Here is an 18,451-nt window from a genome sequence, read left to right on the forward strand (position 1 = left end):
GTCAATGGTCCAGACCGGTTCCGGCCCCGGGAGCGGCAGGTCGGGGCGGGTTCCGGCGGCCGGGAACGGCAGGTCGGGGCGGGGTCGGGCAGCCGGGAACGGCAGGTCGCGAAGGGGTCGCGGCGCTCCGGAACACCGGGTTCCGGTTGCCGGGCCCGACCCCCGGCCGAAGCATGGAAGGGTGACGTCGCCCGGCTACCTCCGCCACCCCCACCTGCGCGGGGGCCTGCTGGCGTTCACCGCCGAGGACGACGTCTGGATCGCCCCGCTCGACCCCGACGCCACCGGTACCGGCCGGGCCTGGCGGATCAGCTGCGACCGCACCCGGGTCAGCCACCCCAGGCTCTCCCCCGACGGCCGCACCCTCGCCTGGACCGGCTGGCTGAGCCTCGCCCCCGAGGTGTGGACCGCCCCCGTCGACGGCGGCGAGGCCCACCGGCTCAGCCACTGGGGCAGCCAGGACACCCGGCTGCGCGGCTGGCTGCCCGACGGCGAACTGCTCGCCGTCACCTCCTACCACGAGCCCTTCGGCCACTACACCTGGGCGCACGCCCTGCCCGCCGACGGCAGCCCCGCCCGCCGGATGCCCTGGGGACCGGTCGGCGACGCCCAGGTCGGCCCCGCCCACACCGTGCTGCTCACCGGAGCCGCCCCGCACGAACCCGCCGCCTGGAAGCGCTACCGGGGCGGCGCCACCGGCCGGCTCTGGGTCGACGGCGAACGGATCCTCGCCGACCTCCCCGGACACCTCGCCTGCCCGATGCCGGTCACCGCCGCCGACGGCGACCGGATCGCCTTCCTCTCCGACCACGAGGGCATCGGCAACCTCTACTCCTGCCGCCCCGACGGCACCGGACTGCGCCGGCACACCGACCACGCCTCCTACTACGCCCGCGAGGCCGCCACCGACGGCACCCGGATCGTCTACCAGCACGCCGGCGACCTCTGGCTGCTGGACGGCCTCGACGCCCCCGCCCCGCACCGGCTGCGCGTCCCGCTCGGCGGCGCCCGGGCCGGCCGCCGCCCCTACCGGGTGAGCGCCGCCTCCCACGTCAAGGACCTCGCCTGCGACCGCACCGGCCGGGCCGGGGTGATCACCGTCCGCGGCAGCCAGTACTGGCTCACCCACCGCGACGGCCCGGCCCGGGCACTCGCCGACACCCCCGGCGTCCGCACCCGGCTGCCGGTCGTGCTCGCCGGCACCGGCGAGGCCGCCTGGATCACCGACGCCGAGGGCGAGGACGCCGTCGAGATCGTGCCGCTGCCCGGCCACGAGCAGGCCCCCTCGCAGCACGGCCACCGGGTGCTCGCCGCCGGACGGCTCGGCCGCGTCCTCGAACTCACCGGCTCCCCCGACGGCACCCTCCTCGCCGCCACCTCCTCCGACGGGCGGCTGCTGCTGCTCACCGCCGCCGACGGCACCGTCCGGGAACTCGCCGCCTCCGGCCACGGGCCGGTCACCAGCGCCCGCTTCTCCCCCGACTCGCGGTGGATCGCCTGGTCCCAGCCCGCCGCCGGCCGTTCCCTGCGCCGGATCCGGCTCACCCGCACCGACGACCCCGCACCGGTCGTCGACGTCACCGACGGCCGGTTCGAGGACGAGCAGCCGGCCTTCACCCGGGACGGCCGCTACCTGGCCTTCCTCTCCTGGCGCGGCTTCGACCCCGTGCACGACGTGCACACCGGCGACCTCTCCTTCCCGCTCGGCTGCCGCCCCTACCTCGTCCCGCTCGCCGCCGGCACCCCGTCCCCGTTCGCCGCCCCCGACGAGGACCCCGCCCCGCACGGCGACGGCGGCGGCGACGACGGCACCGTCCACGTCGACCCCGAGGGCATCGGCGGGCGGCTGATCCAGTTCCCGGTCCTGGCCGGCAAGTACTCGGCCACCGACGCCGTCCGGGGCGGCCTGGTCTGGCTGCGCTGGCCGATCTCCGGCACCCTCGGCCAGACCTTCACCAACCCCGACGACACCTCCGGCCGCCCCTCCCTGGAGTACTACGACCTGGCCCGCGGCAGCCGCTCCACCCTCGCCGACCGGCTCGACGGCTTCGCGGTCTCCGGCGACGGCGGCTCGGTCGCCGTCTACTCGGCCGGCACCCTGCGGATCGTCCCGGTCGCCGCCCCCTCCGGTGCCACCACCGTCGACCTGCGGCGGATCACCCACACCGTGCACCCGGCCGCCGAGTGGCGGCAGTCCTGGGCGGAGGCCGCGCGGATCGTCCGGGACCAGTTCTGGGACGAGGGGATGTGCGGACTGGACTGGCCCGCCCTGGTCGCCCAGTACGAACCGCTGCTGGAACGGATCGCCGGCCCCGACGACTTCGCCGACCTGCTGCGCGAACTCCTCGGCGAACTCGGCACCTCGCACGCCTACGTCACCCCGTCCCGGCGCGGCGAGGGCCCCTCCCTCGCCCAGCAGCCGGTCGGCCTGCTCGGCGCCAACGCCCACCGCTCCCCCGACGGGCACTGGCTGGTCGACCGCATCCTGCCCGGCGAGTCCTCCGACCCGCGCGCCCGCGCCCCGCTCGCCACCCACGGCGTGCACGACGGCGACGAACTGCTCGCCGTCGCCGGGCGGCCCGTCGACCCGGTGCGCGGACCGCTGCCGCTGCTGGCCGGCACCGGTGGCACCAGCGTCGAACTCACCCTGCGCCGGGGCGGCCCCGACGGCACCGCGCGCCGGATCACCGTCACCCCGCTCACCGACGAACGGCCCATCCGCTACCAGGACTGGGTGGTCAAACGGCGCGCCCTGGTCCGGGAGTTCAGCGACGGCCGGTGCGGCTACCTGCACATCCCGGACCTCGGCGGCTCCGGCTGGGCGCAGTTCAACCGGGACGTGCGGCGGGAGATGGACAAGCCCGCGCTCGTCCTGGACGTGCGCGGCAACGCCGGCGGCAACGTCTCCGAACTCGTCCTGGAGAAACTCACCCGCCGCGTGCTCGCCTGGGACTTCAGCCGGGGCCGGGAACCCGTCCGGTGGCCGCGCGACGCACCGCGCGGGCCGGTGGTGGCCCTCGCCGACGAGGCCACCAGCTCGGACGGGGACGTCGTCATCGCCGCGATCCGGCTGCTCGGGCTCGGCCCGGTGGTCGGCAACCGCACCTGGGGCGGCGTGGTCGGCATGACCGGGCGGCACCTGCTCGGAGACGGGACGCAGATCTCGGTACCGAAGAACGCCTCATGGTTCACCGGCGGGCTCGGCTGGTCGATCGAGAACCAGGGTGTCGAACCGGACGTGCACGTGATCCGCGCGCCCAGGGACTGGGCCGCCGGGCGCTACCCCGAACTCGTCACGGCGGTGCGGCTGGCCCTGGAACTGCTGGAGGACGCGCCGGCCTCGGTGCCGCCGCCCGCGGACACGCCGCGGCCGGACCTGCGGCGGCCGCCGCTACCGCCCAGGGAGCGGTGAGCGGCGGCCTTCGCAGGTCCGGCCGCGGATTCGGACGTCAGCCCCAGGGGTCGCCCTCGGCGGTCATGTCCTGGCGGGCCCGCTCCTCGGCCTCCCGCTCGCCGATCACGGCCGACTCCCGGGCCTCCCGGGCCTTCTCCACCTCACTGCCGAAGGCGTCGGCGGCCTCGTCGTGGGCGAGCGCGGCACGCTGGGCGGCGTCGTTCATCGCGGTGCTGTCCTGCTCGGGGCCACCGCCGAGCGAGGACCTGGCCTCCTCGGCGGAGTGCTGCGCCTTGTGGCGGAACCTGTCGAAGATGCCCATGACTCCTCCTCCGGGCGAATTCCGGTTTGCCCCCACTCTCACACCGCGATGCCGGGCCCGCACCCGCTGCGGGGGCGACGGCCGACGGGCCGCGATGCTCCGGCGGGAGCGTTGAGCCGTTGGTCCCTGGTGGTGGGCACCGAAAGGCCGTAGCCGGGCCGGTGGGGCGGGGGAAGGGTGGGAACCGTCAGCCGGTCCCGTCCACCCCAGGAGCCCGCCGTGACCGTCGCCGCCCGCCCCCGTGTCCCCCGTCCGAGTGAGGACCCGCACGGCGGGCCGCGCCGACTGGTCGGCTCACTGGCCGCGCTCGGCGGACGGCTGCCCGGCGCCCACGACCTGCTGCTGATGCAGTGCACCGGCTCGCTGCGCCCTCTCGACGGCGGCGAGCTACCGGCCTGGGCCCGGCAGGTGCTGCGCGCGCACCCCTGGGTGACGGTCGCGCGGGCCCCCTCGGTGGCGGGGTCGCCCGTCGACACCCCGCACCCCGTGCGCTGCACCCGGGACGTGTCGGCCGCCGCCGAGACCTGGATCCCGGTCACGGTGCGCGGCCCCGAGCGCGGGCAGAGGTTGGACGCCCTGGCACCCCGGGCGGCGGTCGCCCGCACGCTGCGCCCCGAGCAGCTGCCGGACCGGCTCGGTCTGCTGCCTCCCGGGCGCATCGCCGCGATCCCGGCCCTGGCCGTGCTGCCCACCGCCGGACAGCTGATCGCGGACCACCGCCTGGCCTGGGGCCCGATCGGCGCGATCGGCTACGAACTGGCCACCGGCGAACCGGTGGCGGGCCCGCTCAGCCCGCTGCGGGTGGTGCTGCGCGCCCCGCAACCGGTCAGCCGCCGCGACGCGCTGCAGTTGCGCCGGGCGCTGAGCCGGCTGCGGGTGCCCCTCCAGGCCGAACTGGAGACGCGCCACGGCGCGGTGCTGCTCGCCGAGTACGCGGCCTCGCCGCTCGCGCTTACCCTGCTGACGCCGGACGGACCCCGGAAGGTCCACGACCCGTGGTTCCCTCGGGAGTTGTGATCCTCGGCCGCCGGCCTCGGCGGCCGAGGACGACCAACGGCTCCTCGAACGGCTGCCGGGCAAGGTAGGCCGCCGACCAAGCGACACCCCACCGCGCGCACCGCGGGCAGTTCCACGTCCGCCCGGCCGCACTGGCGTCGTCGAACAGATCGACCGGCGTCCGGCAGTCCGATGCGGGACAGACCGGTGGGTCGGTCACCGGGAGCAACGGACGAGGAGCACCAGGCATACCGCAAGGGCGGCGAGCCTGAACGGAGCGGGCAACGGTCGAGTGACGACGGCAACCAGCCAGCCACCGAACAGCCCGACGGCACCGATCGATGCCAACCCCCCAGCGCTGGTGCCGCGTTCGCGGTTCACGCGGCCCCCTCGTCAGCTCTGCGACGGCCACGGGGCCCGCCCGGCACGACCCGGACCGCGAGGGTCGGCCCACCCGGGAGCGGCTTGACCGCGGCGGGGTCGAGCGCCCGCTCGACCCCGCCGCCCACCGGTCTCACGTAGGCGAGCCCGCCCTGCGAATCCATGAAGACGACGTCGTGGCCGGTCGTGAGGTCGTTCACCAATTCGCCGACCCGGGGGCGGTAGGGAGGTTGGGTGGGGTTCTTCTTACGCGTCACAGCGGCAACTCCGCTCCGTAGTGCAATGACTACCCAGGGCGCCCACTGTCCTCTAGCATTGACAGCTCCTCAACCTGTCAGACCTGCTCGGAGAGTGCCCCGTGAACAAGGTCGAGCTGGATCCCGAGTCGTCTCCCGTCGCCGAGTTCGGCGCCTATCTACGCAGCTCACGTGAGGATCGAGGATGGCGGCAAGAAGATCTGGCAAGCACCACCGGCTACTCGCCGACACATATCTCGGCCGTGGAAACTGGTCGACGCCCCCCAACTCCGCGCCTGTCACGCGAACTCGACAGAGCCTTCGGGACGGACCGCGTGTTCACCCGCAGAGCTCTCGACCTCAAGACCTCGGCACTTCTTGAGGGGTTCCCGGAGTACGTCGCGCAGGAGTCGAAGGCCACCGAGGTGCGGCTGTTCACACTCGGGATCGTTCCGGGCCTCCTCCAGACCACGGACTACGCGCGGGCCATCGCCTCGGCGGCTGTGGAGCGGGGCTCCGTTACTCCCGAACAGGCCGATGAGCGGGTGACCTACCTGTCGCGCCGACAGGCCAACCTGCGCCGGGATCCCCGACCCGTGGTCCACGCGGTCCTGGATGAGAGCTGCATCCGCCGCCCGGTCGGCGGATCGACAGTAATGGGTGCACAGTTGGAGCACCTGGTGGCCTTCGCACGGATGTCGCACACCGTGCTTCAGGTGGCCTCGTACGCCATAGGGGAAGCGCGGCCGTTCGATCTCCCGGTGACCATCCTCACGCTCCACAACAGGTCGCTGATGTCCTATGCGGAGTCAGCACAGCAAGGACACTTGGAGCGGGAAAGCGGCGCGGTGCAACCCACATTGACGGCCTACTATCAACTGCAGGCCCTCGCGCTCTCGCAGGCCGAATCCGTGGCCCTGATCAATCGGACGAGAGAGGAATTGCCGTGACCGCCGAGCCTCAGTGGTTCACATCGTCCTACAGCAGCAATGGCGGCGACTGCATCGAGGTCGCGCGAAACCTGGCCTCTCGCGCCGGTGTCGTACCAGTGCGTGACAGCAAGGACATCGAAGGGCCGGCCCTGACCTTCCCGGCCGAAGCGTGGCGCTCCTTCCTCTCGGCCGTCCGGGCCGGGGAGTTCGGTAATCCGGCGAGCTCGAAGGAGTTCTGAGCATGGCTGACCTGACGCACGTCACGTGGCACAAGAGCAGCTACAGCGCCCAGGAAGGGCAGTGCCTGGAGGTCGCGGACGGCATCTCCGGCCGGATTCCGGTGCGCGACAGCAAGAACCCCGACGGCCCGGCCCTGATCTTCCCGGCCGAGGCATGGCGCTCCTTCCTCTCCGCAGTCCGCGCCGGGGAGTTCGGCATCATCTGACGCTCCTGCCGGGGCCCGCCACCCGTCGTGCGGGTGGCGGGCCCCAACTCCTGCCCTGACCGGTTGGCCTTGGACAGCTCGAACGGTCGGCGCGGGCCCTTGCAGGGCTCATCTACCAGGCGGAGGGAAGTAGGGCCATGCGGCAGAGGATCACGGCGCACATCCTGGGGAACGGCAGCTGCCCGGCCGGCGGAGACCGCCAGTACCAGATGTGGAGTGCCAAGATGCGTTGCGTCAAGTGCGGTGCCACGCAGGGCTGATCATCCGCGTCCGGGTAGGGGGCTCGTTTGGGGCTCCCTCCCCTTCGCCGAAGGGATCGAAGGATGGAACCTCGCGTCAGCTGGGACGAACTTCCCGGAACGGTGAGGGCGGTGGTCGAGGAGCACGACGGGAAGGTGCTCTCCGCCGAAACGGTGCCGGAGGGAATCACCTGCCGAACGGCGCTGACCCTCTCGACGGCGACCGCGAGGCTGTTCCTGAAAGGCGCGCTCATCGCCGACCCCGGCAGCTGGGAAGCGCAGCGAATGGAAGCCGACATCAATGCGGCGGTCGGCCGGGTGGGCCCGGCGATGCGTTGGGAGGCCGTCGTCGATGCGTGGCACCTGATCGCCTTCGACTACGTGGACGGCCGACATGCCGACCTCACGCCGCGGTCGCGAGACGTGGCGATCGTCGCCGACACCCTCAAGCGTGCTCGTTCCTGCCGTGCGCCCGCCGGTGGACGTGTCCCGTTGCTGGCCGAACGGTACCGACGGGTTCTTCGCCCCGGGGACTCCGGAGCGCTCGAAGGCTCGTCGCTGCTGCACACCGACACCAACCCGCACAATCTCCTGATCGCGTCCCAGCGCGGCTACCTGGTCGATTGGGCCATGCCCGCGGTCGGCCCCGCGTGGGTGGACGCCGCACAGACGGCAGTCCGACTCATGGGGTACGGATGGGAGCCCCGGGCCGCCCGTACGTGGCTCGGTGGCTTCCCCGAGTGGAACCAGGCCACCCAGGCCGACAGGGCCACTTTCGTACGCGTGGTCAGCGATGACGCCACAGCCCGCTTCGGCCCGTACGCCGAGGAGGAGAACGCCCGGTTCCGGGCACTGCTGGGCTGACAGGGAGTTCGGCGCGGCCTGACCTACCTGCCGGGGCCCGCTGCCCGGCGTGCGGGCAGCGGGCCCCTCGTCCTGCCTCAGCCGGTGATGCTGGCCGTGCCGGTCTCCAGGTGGCCGGTGAAGCGCTGGGACCAGGTGGTGTCCGCATCCACCGTCACGGTGAAGTCGTACCAGCCGTTGGTGTAGGCGACGGCGTTGAAGTAGTCCGTCACGCTGCCGCCGGCCGGGACCTGGTACGTCCAGGGGCCGTCGGTGCGGTAGTTGGTGGACGTAATAGTGAAAGTCATCGCCGTGGTGCCGGTGTTGGCGAGCTTGAAGTACACCGCCGGCTTCCCGGTGCCCGGCTCGACCGCGTAGGAGCAGGTGACGGCCGCGTTCTTGCCCGCCTTGTTGGCGTCGCCCTTGAAGCGGCGGAGGAAGCGGTTGGGGCCGACCACGCTCAGGTCGTAGGGGCCGCCGCCGTAGCCGCTGCCGCAGTTGAAGAAGTCGCTCTGGTTGCCGCCGGGGTCGACGGTGTACTGCCAGGGGCCGCCGCCGCGGTAGGCGTTGGCGTAGGCGGCGAAGTGGGCGGACTTGGTCGCCACCGCGCCCTCGTTGACCATCTTCAGCCAGACCTTGATCATTCCGCCCGAGCCGTACTCCAGGTGGTCCAGGTTGGCGTTCGGCTGGACCGGCACCGCGCGGGCCGGGCGGGTGCCGGGCTCCTGGGCGGGCAGCTTGTTGTCCACCGGGGCCGGGTTGGGCAGCGGGCCGCAGGTCGAGATGCCGATCACCGCGCCGGCCGTGTCGGGCAGCCCGGGCAGGCCGTAGACCGGGTTGGCGAAGTCGAACAGGCCGGTCAGGTCGCCGCAGACCCGGCGGCGCCAGTCGCTGATGTTGACGCAGTTGGCGGGCTTGCCGATGGCGGCGGTCCACTTCTCCATGAAGCGCAGCACCGAGGTGTGGTCGAAGACCTCGGAGGAGACCCAGCCGCCGCGGGTCCACGGGGAGACGGCGATCAGCGGGACGCGGAAGCCGAGGCCGAGGTTGGTGCCGCCGTAGAACTCGCCCGGGGTGCCGGCCGGGGCGGCGGGCGGCGGGACGTGGTCGAAGAAGCCGTCGTTCTCGTCGTAGTTGAGGAACAGGACGCTGGAGTTGAAGACGTCCGCGTCCGCGTTGAGCGCGTCGATCACCCGGTGGACGAAGTGGGCGCCGTCGGCCGGGGTGGCGTAGGGGTGCTCGGAGACCTCCTGGTTGGGGACGATCCAGGAGACCTGCGGGAGCGTGCCGGCCAGCACGTCGGCCTTGATCGCGGCGACGATGTCGTCCGGGGTCTTCCCGGTGACCTTGGGGACGGAGCCCATGCCCTTGACGGCGAGCGGGCTGCCGGCCGGCGCGTTGGCGAACTGGGTGAAGTAGGCCAAAGCGTTGTCGCCGTAGTTGTCGGCGGCGTTCTGGTAGACCTTCCAGCTGACGCCCGCGTTCTCCAGCGCCTCGGCGTAGGTCTGCCAGCGCAGGCCCTTCTCGTCGCCGCCGTCGTAGGCCGGGCCGCCCGCCGCGCCGGTGGGGTCGATCTGACCGGACCAGTGGTAGGTGCGGTTGGGGCCGGTGGCGCTCAGCACCGAACAGAAGTAGGCGTCGGCGATGGTCCAGTTCTCGGCGAGCGCGTAGTGGAACGGGATGTCCTGGCGGGCGAGGAAGCCGAGCGGGCGGTTGTTGCCCTTGGCCGCCACCCAGGAGTCCATCTTGCCGCTGTTCCAGGCCCGGTGCTGGTCCCCCCAGCCGTGGGCGAGGTCGCCGTTGCACTGGGCGAGGCGCTCCGGGTCGGCGCCGCCGGCCGGCTTGGTGAGGCTGAACTGCCACGGGTACTGGCGGCCCAGGCCGTTGGGCTGGTTGAAGACGGAGTAGCCGCCGGCGATCTGGATGGCGGAGCGGTCCGCGAAGCCGCGGACGCCGCGCAGGGTGCCGAAGTAGTGGTCGAAGCTGCGGTTCTCCTGCATCAGGATCACGATGTGCTTCGCGTCGGCGATGGTGCCGGTCTGCGACAGCGCCGCCGACGGCGCGACACCCGGCGCGACGGCGGTCTCCCCGGCCGGCGCCTCCCCCGGCGCCCCGGTGGCCGGGGCGGCCCCCGCTCCGGTGCTGCCGGCACCGGCTGCGGCGAGCCCCGCGGCGGCGGCACCGGACATGGTCACGAACTTCCTACGACTCAACTCGGCCATCAGCCCAGCCCGTCCCTTCACTGGCGAGGTTGTGCACACAACTCGGGCCCACTCGATCGCGCAGCATCTTCCACCCGCCCGGAACGGCCCGACCAGAGGCCGGACGCAGGTTTGTCGGACTGTTCTCCCGGCCGTCACCGAACGACCGGGAGCTGAACGCCGGTGCGGGCCGGCCCACACCCCACCGTCATTTGAACATGTTCAAATGACGTGTCACAGTGATCCCGACGATCGACCGTGGGGGATTCCATGCAGATGACACGTCCGGCGGCCTGGACCGCATCCGTCGTGCTGGCCGTCGCCGCACTGGCCGGCTGTGCCGGCCGGCCCGACGACGGCGCGGCCGCGACCTCCGGCCCGAAGGCGCCCGCCACCGCTGCGGCCGGGGAACTAGCGGCGGCGGCCGAAGTGATGGGACGGGCCGGCAACAGCCGGATCCGGTTCCGCGTGGCGGCCAAGGGCATGTCGACCACCGGGACCGGGTTCGCGCAGTGGAGCGGGCGCCCCGCCCTCCAGTACGACAACGGCAAGCAGGGAATCGTCCGCATCGTCGGCGGCGCCCTCTACTTCGCCTTCACGCCGGACCTGACGGGCAAGGCCGAGGAGTGGAGCGTCATGCGACTGGACGACAACGGTCCGGCCCCGGTGCACCTCTCGACCCTCGCGACCGAACGCGTCGCCGACCCGGCGGCGGAACTGCGACGGGCCGCCGCCCGCGGGAACCTCACCGACCGCGGAACGGAGGACGTGGCCGGCACCCCGGTCAAGCGCTTCCACAGCTCGGTACCGCTGGTGCGGCGGAGCGGATCGGCCGGGCACGGCCTGTGGGACGGGCTCGCCGACTTCATGCCGCCGCTCGGCGCGACCTGCACGGCCGACTTCTGGATCAACGAGCGGCACGAGCTCGTCCGACTCACGCTCTCCCTCGTCTCCGGGCCTGACCGGCAGGACATCGAGGCCGAGTACAGCGAGCCGGGCAGCGCCCCGGAGATCACCGTCCCGGCCCCCACGGTTCCGATGCTCTGAACGACCCCCGGCCCGGCTCCGGCCCCGACTCAGCCGTCCTTCACCGTGATGCCCAGGGCCTGGGCGAACTGCGGTGCCAGTTCGAGGAGCTGGGTGGAACTGATCAGGGCGCCGCGCAGGCCCTGGTGGCCGTCGGGGAGGCCGAGGGAGACCGCCCCCCGCAGGTCGACGCCGCTCAGGGTGGCGCCGCGCAGGTAGACCTCCTCCAGGGTGGAGCCGGGGAAGGACACCCCGGTGAGCTTCGCGTCGCCGAAGTCGACGTCGCGCAGCAGGCAGTCCTCGAAGACGACGTCGCGCAGCACGGCGGCGCGCAGGTTGACCGCCTCCAGCTTGCAGCCGCGCAGCACCACCCGGCGCAGTGCGGCGCCGTGGGCGGCGATGCCGGCCAGGACGCCGCCGGTGACGGCGCTGTCCTGCCACTCGCTGTCGACGAGGTCGCACGCCACCCAGCGGCTCGCCTGCGACCAGACCTCGTTGAACCGGGCCTGGCGCAGCTTGACGCCGCTCAGGGCGACGCCGGTCAGGGCGCACTCCAGGAAGGTGGCGCCGGCGGCCGACTGGTCGGTGTACTCGCCGCCGTCGAAGTGGACGGTGTCGTAGCGGTCGTCGCCGCGCAGCGGCCCGCGGTGCGGGACCAGGTGGTCCGCGTACGGCAGGTCCTCCAGGCGGTCGGGGACGAACTGCGGCTTGGACGGCGGCATGGCGGCGGCACCTCGTGGTCGGCGGCGGACGGGTTCTCGTCCGCATGCTCGCACGGGGTACCGACAGCTACGGGTCGCAAGGCCGGGGCGGAGGGGCGGCGCGAGCGGGCGCGGCGGTGGCACGGTGGGGCGCCCACCGCCGGCCCTGCTCAGGTGCGCCTCAGGGGCGGGCACGCACGCGGGGCGGCCCGGTCGCCGGGGTTCCGGCGACCGGGCCGTCCACTGCGGTGCGGGGGGGGGAGGATCAGCCGGCCAGGCCGTTCCGCCACAGGGTGTTGACCCGGCTGCGCTCGGCGCTGTTCGGGTTCGGGTTGGTGCAGGAGGTGCCGGGGCCGCCACCGGACATCAGCTCGCTGCACGGGCCCGAGTAGTGGTCCGGCAGGCCGAGCACGTGGCCGGTCTCGTGCGCGACGACGCGCAGCGAGCTGTACTGGCGGTTCTGCGCGTAGTCGAGGAAGACGTAGCCGCGGCCGTGGCCGTCGGTGCTCGCGTACGAGCCGCGCGAGTCGTTGCCCTCGTAGTAGCGGAAGTCGGCGGCCGTGCCGGAACGCAGCTGCACGTTGGCGACGGAGCCGTTCCAGATCTGCGCGCTCTGGGCTATCTGGTTGCGGAAGGTGGGCGCGCTGCTGGCGTCGTAGGTCACGGTGACGGCGAGCAGGAACGGGTTGGCGGCCTGCTTGGCCCGCGCGGACTTCATGACGGCCTCGTAGAACGCCTTGTTGTTGGCGTCCTCGGTGGGCGAGCCGGCGTAGGCGGTACCGGAGGCGGTGTAGCCCTGGGCCGGCGCGGCGGCGGCGGTGGTGGTCGGCAGGACGGCCAGGCCGGCGGCGAGCGCCAGACCGACGGCGGCGGAAAACGTGCGCGAGACACGGTTCATGTGGGGGCTCCGTTCAAGGACCGAGGGATTGGGAGTACTTCGAGTGGGGGTACCGCGGTGGTGCGGGCACGCCGGACCGGCCGGAGGGGCGTCCGGGCGACGCGCGTCGGGGGGCCGCCCGCCGGAGGGGCGGGCCGCGGAGGGTGGACCGGGCAGGCAGGAGGTCGCAGGGGCCGGCCGGTCAGCGGTTCAGGAGGTCAGCGGTTCAGGAGGTCAGGAGGCCGGCGGGCAAGCAGCTCGGCAGGTCCGGCTTCAGCCCGCCAGGCCGTTGCGCCAGAGGGAGTTGACCCGGCTGCGCTCGGCACTGTTCGGGTACGCGTTGGTGCAGGACGGGCCGGGGCCGCCGCCGGACATCAGCTCGCTGCACGGGCCCGAGTAGTGGTCCGGCAGGCCCAGCACGTGCCCGGTCTCGTGGGCGGTCACCCGCACCGAGGAGTACTGCTGGTTCTGGGAGTAGTCGAGGAAGATGTAGCCCCGGCCGTGGCCGTCGGTGCTCGCGTACGAGCCGTTGTCCGGGTCGTCGCCCTCGTAGTAGTCGAAGTCGGCGCCGGACCCTTCCTGCAGCCGGACGTTGGCGACCGAGCCGTTCCAGATCTGCGCGCTGCGGGCTATCTCCGCCGCGAAGGAGGGCGCGTTGCTCGCGTCGTAGGTGACCACGACGGCCCGCAGGTACGGGGTGGCGGCCTGCTTGGCCCGCGCGGACTTCATGACGGCCTCGTAGAACGCCCGGTCGTCCGCCTTGCCGACGCTCTTCGCGGCGACGCCCGGGGTGTACCCGTGGGCGGCGGCCGGACCGGGGGCGGTCACCGGGGCGGCGGTGGCGGCGGCGGGCAGGGCGGCCGTTCCGAGGGCGAGGGCGATTCCGAGCGCGAGGGAAAGCGTTCGCGGCACGCGGTTCATGTGGGGGCTCCGATTCGCGAGTGCGCCGCAGTCGGTGGGGGCCGGACCGCGGGCATCGGATGAATGCTTGCTGCCCACAGAGCTTCGGCCAGGCCGGCGGCCCGGCGGATGATGTCAACCGGCGATAGCCCGAACCAATCACCCGCACCCGCCGGGGACCGCTCCGGGAGATCCGTCCGGGAGTCGGCGGGGTGTCGCCCGTGGGTCGTCCGTGGGTCGTCCGGGATCCGCCCGCGCGGTCCGGCGCCCGCGCCCCTGCCGACCCGACAGCCTGTCATGTCCCTGGCGTCATCCCGTTTTGGCCGTTACGCTCCCCCCTGTGGAGCTCGACGTGAGACACCTGCGGGTGCTGTGCGCGATCGCCGATACCGGAAGCCTCCGCAAGGCCGCGCTGCAGCTCGGGATGACCCAGCCGTCGCTCACCACCCAGCTGCACCGCATCGAACGGGCTGTCGGCGGAACGCTGTTCACCCGGGAGCAGACCGGCAGCCGGCCGACCGCGCTCGGCCACTCCGTGCTGTCCAGGGCCAGACCGGTGATCGCCGAGATGGCCGCCCTGGTCACCGCCGCGCGCCAGGAGGCCAGGGAGGCCGCCGGCGGCGAGCGGGCCCGCCGGCTGCGCATCGGCAGCGTCGGCAGCCGGGCGGTGGCCGCGTGGCTGCGCCGGGTGCACGAGCGGCTGCCGGAGACCGACACCACGATCCAGATCGACATCTCCGCCAACGCCCTGCTCCGGATGATCGCCGCCGACCAGTTGGACGTCGCCTTCGTGCACGAGAGCGAGGGCTTCCCGGTGCGGCTGCCGCCGGACGCCGAGCACCGGGTGCTGCTCGCCCGCGAGCCGCAGTTCGTCGCGCTCACCTCGGGCCATCCGGCGGCCGCGCGGCAGGTGGTCCGGCTGGCCGAACTCGCCGAGGACACCTGGATGGTGGACCCGACCGCCGACCACGAGTACGCCGCCATGCGCCGGGTGTTCCGCGCCGCCGGGCTCAACCCGCGCGTGGTCCAGGTCCGGGACAACGCCACCGCGGCCGAGCTCGTCGCCTCCGGCGAGGCGGTCCGCCCCTGCCAGCCGACCTCACTGCCCGGACCCGGCACCGTCGTCCGGCGTTTGCAGGGCGACCCGCTGACCGTGCGGCTGCTCCTGGTCTGGCGGCCGCGCGGCCTCGGCCGCCCGGCCCGCGAGGCGCTGTTCGAGGAGCTGCGGGCGGCCTACCTGGACCTCGCCCAGGCCAGCCCCGCGTACCGGGCCTGGCTGTCCGGGCACGGCGAGGTCCTGCACGGCCTGCTGGGGCCGTCGACGGCCGACCCGCCGCGCGCGGACGGACCGGTCGCGGCGGGCCTCACCACTCTCACCGGAACGACTGCGGCGGGCCTCGGGCACCGGCCCGACGCCCCGAACCGGTCGAACGGCTCCACCGCCCCGGCCGGCCCGGTCGCGCTCGCTCAGCGCTCCCTGGCGTGCAGCGCCACCCCGACCGCCACCGTCAACGCCGTCACCAGGCCCGCCGCCAGGACCCCGGAACCGCCCGCCGCCGTACAGGCGAGCACCGCCACCGAGGCGACCGGCAGCAGCAGCTGAGCCGCGCCGGTCTTGACGTGCCGGGAGTGCAGCGCCCACACGGTGACGAGGTAGAGCGCGGTCGGCACGGTCACCGTCGCGGTGGCGGCCGTCTCGGACACGTGCGCCTGGTGCACGGCCGACTCGACCGCCACCTCCAGCCCGGAGCCGATCGCCGCCGCCGCGCCGAAGACCAGGTAGTGGCCGTACCCCCAGAGGAACGCCTGCCGGTTGGAGCGCAGATGGTCGTGGACCGGCCGGGCGAAGTAGATCCACCAGGCCGAGAAGCAGATCAGCAGACCGCCGGCCGCGACCGGGAGGAGCCGGGTCAGCCCCTCGTGCTCGTCCACCGCGGACTGCACCGCGACGGTCGCCGCGGCCACCGTCTCGCCGAGCACGATCAGCGTGAACAGGCCGTACCGCTCGGCGATGTGGTGCGGGTGCCAGGTGGTCTGCATCCGCAGTTCGGCGACCACCGGCACGGACAGCTCGGCCAGGATCCCGATCGGGATCACCACCGACCGGACGTCGTACGGGAGCACCAGCACCACGACCCAGCCGATCTGGCAGAGGGTGATCCCGGCGGCGTAGCGCAGCGCCACACCGCGCGCCGGCCCCTCCTCGGCGACCGCCGCGCGCAGCCACTGGGTGACCATGGCCAGCCGCATCACCACGTAGCCGACCACCGACAGCACGATGTCCTGGTCGGCGAAGAGCCGCGGCACCCCGGCCGCGAGGATGAGCACGCCGGCGATCTGGACCAGGGTGGTGACCCGGTACGGCACGTCGTCGCAGTCGTAGGCGGAGGCGAACCAGGTGAAGTTCATCCAGGCCCACCAAATCGCGAAGAACGCGAAGAGGTAGCCGGTCAGCCCGTCGCCCCAGTGGCCCTCGGCGAGGTCGTGGGCCAGCTCCCGGCCGGCCTGGCCGACGGCGACCACGAAGCAGAGGTCGAAGAAGAGTTCCAGCGGGGTGGCGACCCGGTGCGGCTCCTCCCGGCTGCGCGGGACCATCCGGCGCACCGGGCGCGGGTCGGCGTGGTGCGGGCCGGCGTGGTGCGGTGGGGGGACTGCGGCGGATTCGCTGCTCATCGACGGTTCTCCGGGCTGCGGACGGGCGGGCTGACCCGCCGCATCCTGGCAGCGCGCGGAGCCCCGCGCACGCACCGTCGCCCGCTCCGGCGCGGTCGGCGGAGCGCTCCGATTGCCCCGCAACAGCCCGATTTGCCCTGGCGTCAGCGAGAGTTGACGCCTCGGTGCGCGAACCGGGTGACTCCTCGGCGGGTTTCCGGGCGCGCCCCGCGCGCTGGGGCGCGGGGGCCCGGACCGCACCGCTAGATTCGTTCCGGTTCGAAGCGAGCGGGGTCCGGGGACGGGCCCCACGACACGGGCGGCCTGCGGGCATCGCGGAAGGTCAAGGCGGGTGGCAGGACAGCGGGGGCGGCAGCGCCGGTACTCCCGTGTCCGTACCACCGGCCTCGTGATCACCGCGCTGCTCGCCAGCGCCTGCCGTGCGCTCGCCGGCCTCCGCCGCGCGCTCGCCCCTCCTGCGGCCGCCCCGGTCCCGGGCTCGTCCCCGCCCCCGGCGGCTACTTCTCCCAGCCGACCTTGGTGTAGTCCGTGCTCGCCAGGCCGAAGGCACCGTAGTTGGCGAGCCCCTTGCGGGCCGCCACCACGGTCGGCCGCTGGTACAGCTCGAAGGTGTGGCCGAGCTCCCAGATCTTGGCGTCCGCCTGGTTGTAGAGCTTCGCGGCCTCCACCGGGTCGATCGTGCCGGCGGCCTTCTTCAGCAGCCCGTCGATCTCCTCGGTGCCCAGCTTGGAGAAGTTGCCGAACACGTTGTCGCCCTGCGGCAGCCGGAAGTTGGTCAGGCTGCTGGAGAGCGGGAACGAGTCGGTGTTGCGCCAGCTGGCGATGTCCCACTTGCCGGGGTTGACGTACTTGGTGAAGAAGTCGTTGGCCGCGACCTTGTCGACCTCCACCTTGACCCCGGCCTGCAGCCACATCGCCTGGGCGGCGGTGGCGAGGTCGACCTGGGCCTGCGGGGTGGACTCGTTGAGCACCCAGTGCAGGGTCAGCGACTGGCCGTCCTTGGTCCGCGGCTGGCCGCTGCCGGCCTCCTTCCAGCCCGCGTCGTCCAGCAGCTTCTTCGCCGCGGGCACGTCGAACTTCGCCCACTCGCCGGAGTTGTCCTGGTAGCCGGCCTGGTTGGGCATGAAGATGTGGTTGCCGAGCGGCTTGAACTCCACCGGCACACCGTTGTTGGCGATCTTGATGAGCGCGCTGCGGTCCAGCGCCTTCCCGAGCGCCTGGCGCACCTTCCGGTCCGCCAGCGCGCCACCGCCGCCGAAGGAGATGTGCACCTCGTCCCAGGGGCTGGCCGAGCGGATCACCGCGTCCTTGGCGTCCTTGAGCTGCCCGTACGCGGTGGCGGTGCCGGCCGTGGCGTAGTCGATCTCGTTGTTGAGGAAGGCCTGGGTGGTCGCGGACTGCGACATCACCCGGAAGACGATCCGCTCCGCCTTGGGCTTGGCTCCCCACCAGTTCGGGTCCGGGACGAGGGTCAGGGTCTGCGCGGTCTTGTCGGCCGTGCCGATCTTCAGCGCGCCCGCGGTGATCGGGACCTTCTCCACCCAGCCCTTGTTGAAGTCGTCGGCGGTGGCGATCCCGGCCGCCGGGATCAGCGGGCGGAAGAGGTTCTGCCAGTCCGCGTACGTCTCGGAGAAGGTCACCTTGACCTCGGCCGGGTCGGCGCCCTGCTCGACGCCGGAGATCAGCTCGTAGCCGGCCGAGTCGGCGATGTTGTAGCCGTCCTTCTTGCCGTTGCTGGCTTCCCAGTCGGCCTTGAAGTCGAGGTAGCTCAGCGGCTTTCCGTCCGACCACTTGGCCTTGGGGTTCAGCTTGTAGGTGACCACCTGCGGCGAGGTCGAGGTGACCTTGGCGTCCACCAGGTAGTCGGCGTTCGCCTTGAAGGTGCCGGTCTCGTCGGTGGTGAAGAGGTCCGGCTCGACGGTGCGCATGATCTCGACCGCGTCGCCGTAGCGGCCGTCCACCTGGAACGGGTTCCACTGGGTGATCCACTGGTAGAGCGGGAAGCGGACCTCGCCGCCGTCGCGGATCTGGTCCACCGTCCTGGCGTTGATGTCGATCGAACCCTGCCCCGGCGCCGCGCTCTTCACCGCCGTGTCCGCCGAGCCACCACCGCCGGAGCTGCACGCGGTGGCCGCGAGGGCGACGGCGAGAGCGAGGACGGCGGCGCGGCCGAGTCGGCGCGCAGGCGTGGCGGAAGCGTGCATGAGGGTTCCCCCCGTGAGGTCCGGCGAGCGGTGAGAGATGAGCGTCGCGAGGTGTGGCGAGGCTTGAGCGTGGGCAGCCAA

16 protein-coding genes and 1 pseudogene are annotated in these 18,451 nt (G+C 73.0%); 9 read left to right on the forward strand and 8 right to left on the reverse strand.

Features of this window, described 5'->3' with window-relative positions; all coding sequences use genetic code 11:
• The first annotated feature begins 4 nt into the window (after nt 1–4).
• The gene (locus OG715_RS16240; protein ID WP_407660984.1) at nt 5–3,412 is read left to right on the forward strand and encodes a S41 family peptidase; all 3,408 of its coding nucleotides are present in this window, start codon (nt 5–7) and stop codon (nt 3,410–3,412) included.
• 37 nt (nt 3,413–3,449) lie between these two features.
• Here OG715_RS16240 and OG715_RS16245 read toward each other — a convergent pair whose 3' ends face one another.
• Nucleotides 3,450–3,716 carry a hypothetical protein gene (locus OG715_RS16245; RefSeq protein ID WP_266269485.1) on the reverse strand — a complete coding sequence of 89 codons (267 nt, stop codon included), beginning with the start codon at nt 3,714–3,716 and terminating at the stop codon, nt 3,450–3,452.
• A 219-nt stretch (nt 3,717–3,935) separates the two neighbouring features.
• Here OG715_RS16245 and OG715_RS16250 point away from each other — a divergent pair, with 219 nt between their 5' ends.
• Nucleotides 3,936–4,733 (forward strand): phosphoribosyl-dephospho-CoA transferase MdcG domain-containing protein, encoded by a 798-nt coding sequence (locus tag OG715_RS16250; RefSeq protein WP_266269486.1) that lies wholly within the window; start codon nt 3,936–3,938, stop codon nt 4,731–4,733.
• Nucleotides 4,734–5,089: 356 nt separating this feature from the next.
• On the opposite strand, the gene OG715_RS16255 is transcribed toward OG715_RS16250, so the two are convergent.
• Nucleotides 5,090–5,350: a hypothetical protein gene (locus tag OG715_RS16255; protein WP_266269487.1), complete on the reverse strand. Its 261-nt coding sequence runs from the start codon at nt 5,348–5,350 to the stop codon at nt 5,090–5,092.
• A gap of 101 nt (nt 5,351–5,451) precedes the next feature.
• Between OG715_RS16255 and OG715_RS16260 the strand changes: the two genes are divergently transcribed.
• From OG715_RS16260 to OG715_RS16280, 5 genes are all read left to right on the forward strand, one after another.
• Nucleotides 5,452–6,279, forward strand: a complete 828-nt coding sequence (locus OG715_RS16260; RefSeq protein ID WP_266269490.1) for a helix-turn-helix domain-containing protein — start codon at nt 5,452–5,454, stop codon at nt 6,277–6,279.
• The gene (locus OG715_RS16265) at nt 6,276–6,500 is read left to right on the forward strand and encodes a DUF397 domain-containing protein (RefSeq protein ID WP_266269491.1); all 225 of its coding nucleotides are present in this window, start codon (nt 6,276–6,278) and stop codon (nt 6,498–6,500) included. Before OG715_RS16260 ends, OG715_RS16265 begins: the two co-directional genes overlap by 4 nt.
• 2 nt (nt 6,501–6,502) lie before the next feature.
• A complete protein-coding gene (locus tag OG715_RS16270) occupies nt 6,503–6,706 on the forward strand; it encodes a DUF397 domain-containing protein (protein WP_266269492.1) in 204 nt (67 codons plus the stop codon).
• A gap of 137 nt (nt 6,707–6,843) precedes the next feature.
• Nucleotides 6,844–6,966: a hypothetical protein gene (locus OG715_RS16275; protein WP_266269493.1), complete on the forward strand. Its 123-nt coding sequence runs from the start codon at nt 6,844–6,846 to the stop codon at nt 6,964–6,966.
• Nucleotides 6,967–7,077: 111 nt separating this feature from the next.
• The gene (locus OG715_RS16280; protein WP_266269494.1) at nt 7,078–7,809 is read left to right on the forward strand and encodes a phosphotransferase; all 732 of its coding nucleotides are present in this window, start codon (nt 7,078–7,080) and stop codon (nt 7,807–7,809) included.
• A 77-nt stretch (nt 7,810–7,886) separates the two neighbouring features.
• Here the strand turns inward: OG715_RS16280 and OG715_RS16285 are convergent, their stop codons facing one another.
• Complete coding sequence (locus OG715_RS16285; protein ID WP_407661112.1) at nt 7,887–10,010, reverse strand: phosphocholine-specific phospholipase C; 2,124 nt, start codon at nt 10,008–10,010, stop codon at nt 7,887–7,889.
• A 249-nt stretch (nt 10,011–10,259) separates the two neighbouring features.
• Between OG715_RS16285 and OG715_RS16290 the strand changes: the two genes are divergently transcribed.
• Complete coding sequence (locus OG715_RS16290) at nt 10,260–11,036, forward strand: hypothetical protein (RefSeq protein WP_266269496.1); 777 nt, start codon at nt 10,260–10,262, stop codon at nt 11,034–11,036.
• 29 nt (nt 11,037–11,065) lie between these two features.
• On the opposite strand, the gene OG715_RS16295 is transcribed toward OG715_RS16290, so the two are convergent.
• From OG715_RS16295 to snpA (OG715_RS16305), 3 genes are all read right to left on the reverse strand, one after another.
• Nucleotides 11,066–11,737, reverse strand: a complete 672-nt coding sequence (locus tag OG715_RS16295) for a pentapeptide repeat-containing protein (RefSeq protein WP_266269497.1) — start codon at nt 11,735–11,737, stop codon at nt 11,066–11,068.
• Nucleotides 11,738–11,981: 244 nt separating this feature from the next.
• Entirely contained in the window at nt 11,982–12,614 is a 633-nt protein-coding gene (snpA, locus tag OG715_RS16300; RefSeq protein ID WP_266269498.1) for a snapalysin, read from the reverse strand.
• A 252-nt stretch (nt 12,615–12,866) separates the two neighbouring features.
• The gene (snpA, locus tag OG715_RS16305; RefSeq protein WP_266269499.1) at nt 12,867–13,514 is read right to left on the reverse strand and encodes a snapalysin; all 648 of its coding nucleotides are present in this window, start codon (nt 13,512–13,514) and stop codon (nt 12,867–12,869) included.
• 346 nt (nt 13,515–13,860) lie between these two features.
• On the opposite strand from snpA (OG715_RS16305), the pseudogene OG715_RS16310 reads away from it, so the two are divergent.
• Nucleotides 13,861–14,667, forward strand: a pseudogene (locus OG715_RS16310) (LysR family transcriptional regulator); the annotation flags it as partial.
• A 293-nt stretch (nt 14,668–14,960) separates the two neighbouring features.
• On the opposite strand, the gene OG715_RS16315 reads toward OG715_RS16310, so the two are convergent.
• Together OG715_RS16315 and OG715_RS16320 are read right to left on the reverse strand one after the other, a co-directional pair.
• Nucleotides 14,961–16,166 carry a low temperature requirement protein A gene (locus OG715_RS16315; RefSeq protein WP_266269500.1) on the reverse strand — a complete coding sequence of 402 codons (1,206 nt, stop codon included), beginning with the start codon at nt 16,164–16,166 and terminating at the stop codon, nt 14,961–14,963.
• Between the two features lie 497 nt (nt 16,167–16,663).
• Nucleotides 16,664–18,370 carry an ABC transporter family substrate-binding protein gene (locus tag OG715_RS16320; RefSeq protein ID WP_266269501.1) on the reverse strand — a complete coding sequence of 569 codons (1,707 nt, stop codon included), beginning with the start codon at nt 18,368–18,370 and terminating at the stop codon, nt 16,664–16,666.
• Between the last annotated feature and the right edge of the window lie 81 nt (nt 18,371–18,451).

Origin of the sequence: Kitasatospora purpeofusca, from assembly GCF_036010405.1 — a bacterium.
Lineage (GTDB): Bacteria > Actinomycetota > Actinomycetes > Streptomycetales > Streptomycetaceae > Kitasatospora > Kitasatospora purpeofusca.

What these genes read in the sequence shown, in the direction of transcription:
- OG715_RS16290 (WP_266269496.1), top strand. Translation starts at nt 10,260, where the DNA reads ATGCAGATGACACGTCCGGCGGCCTGGACCGCATCCGTCGTGCTGGCC.
- snpA (WP_266269499.1), bottom strand. Translation starts at nt 13,514, where the DNA reads ATGAACCGCGTGCCGCGAACGCTTTCCCTCGCGCTCGGAATCGCCCTC.
- OG715_RS16275 (WP_266269493.1), top strand. Translation starts at nt 6,844, where the DNA reads ATGCGGCAGAGGATCACGGCGCACATCCTGGGGAACGGCAGCTGCCCG.
- OG715_RS16270 (WP_266269492.1), top strand. Translation starts at nt 6,503, where the DNA reads ATGGCTGACCTGACGCACGTCACGTGGCACAAGAGCAGCTACAGCGCC.
- OG715_RS16285 (WP_407661112.1), bottom strand. Translation starts at nt 10,010, where the DNA reads ATGGCCGAGTTGAGTCGTAGGAAGTTCGTGACCATGTCCGGTGCCGCC.
- OG715_RS16295 (WP_266269497.1), bottom strand. Translation starts at nt 11,737, where the DNA reads ATGCCGCCGTCCAAGCCGCAGTTCGTCCCCGACCGCCTGGAGGACCTG.
- OG715_RS16315 (WP_266269500.1), bottom strand. Translation starts at nt 16,166, where the DNA reads ATGAGCAGCGAATCCGCCGCAGTCCCCCCACCGCACCACGCCGGCCCG.
- OG715_RS16240 (WP_407660984.1), top strand. Translation starts at nt 5, where the DNA reads ATGGTCCAGACCGGTTCCGGCCCCGGGAGCGGCAGGTCGGGGCGGGTT.
- snpA (WP_266269498.1), bottom strand. Translation starts at nt 12,614, where the DNA reads ATGAACCGTGTCTCGCGCACGTTTTCCGCCGCCGTCGGTCTGGCGCTC.
- OG715_RS16245 (WP_266269485.1), bottom strand. Translation starts at nt 3,716, where the DNA reads ATGGGCATCTTCGACAGGTTCCGCCACAAGGCGCAGCACTCCGCCGAG.
- OG715_RS16320 (WP_266269501.1), bottom strand. Translation starts at nt 18,370, where the DNA reads ATGCACGCTTCCGCCACGCCTGCGCGCCGACTCGGCCGCGCCGCCGTC.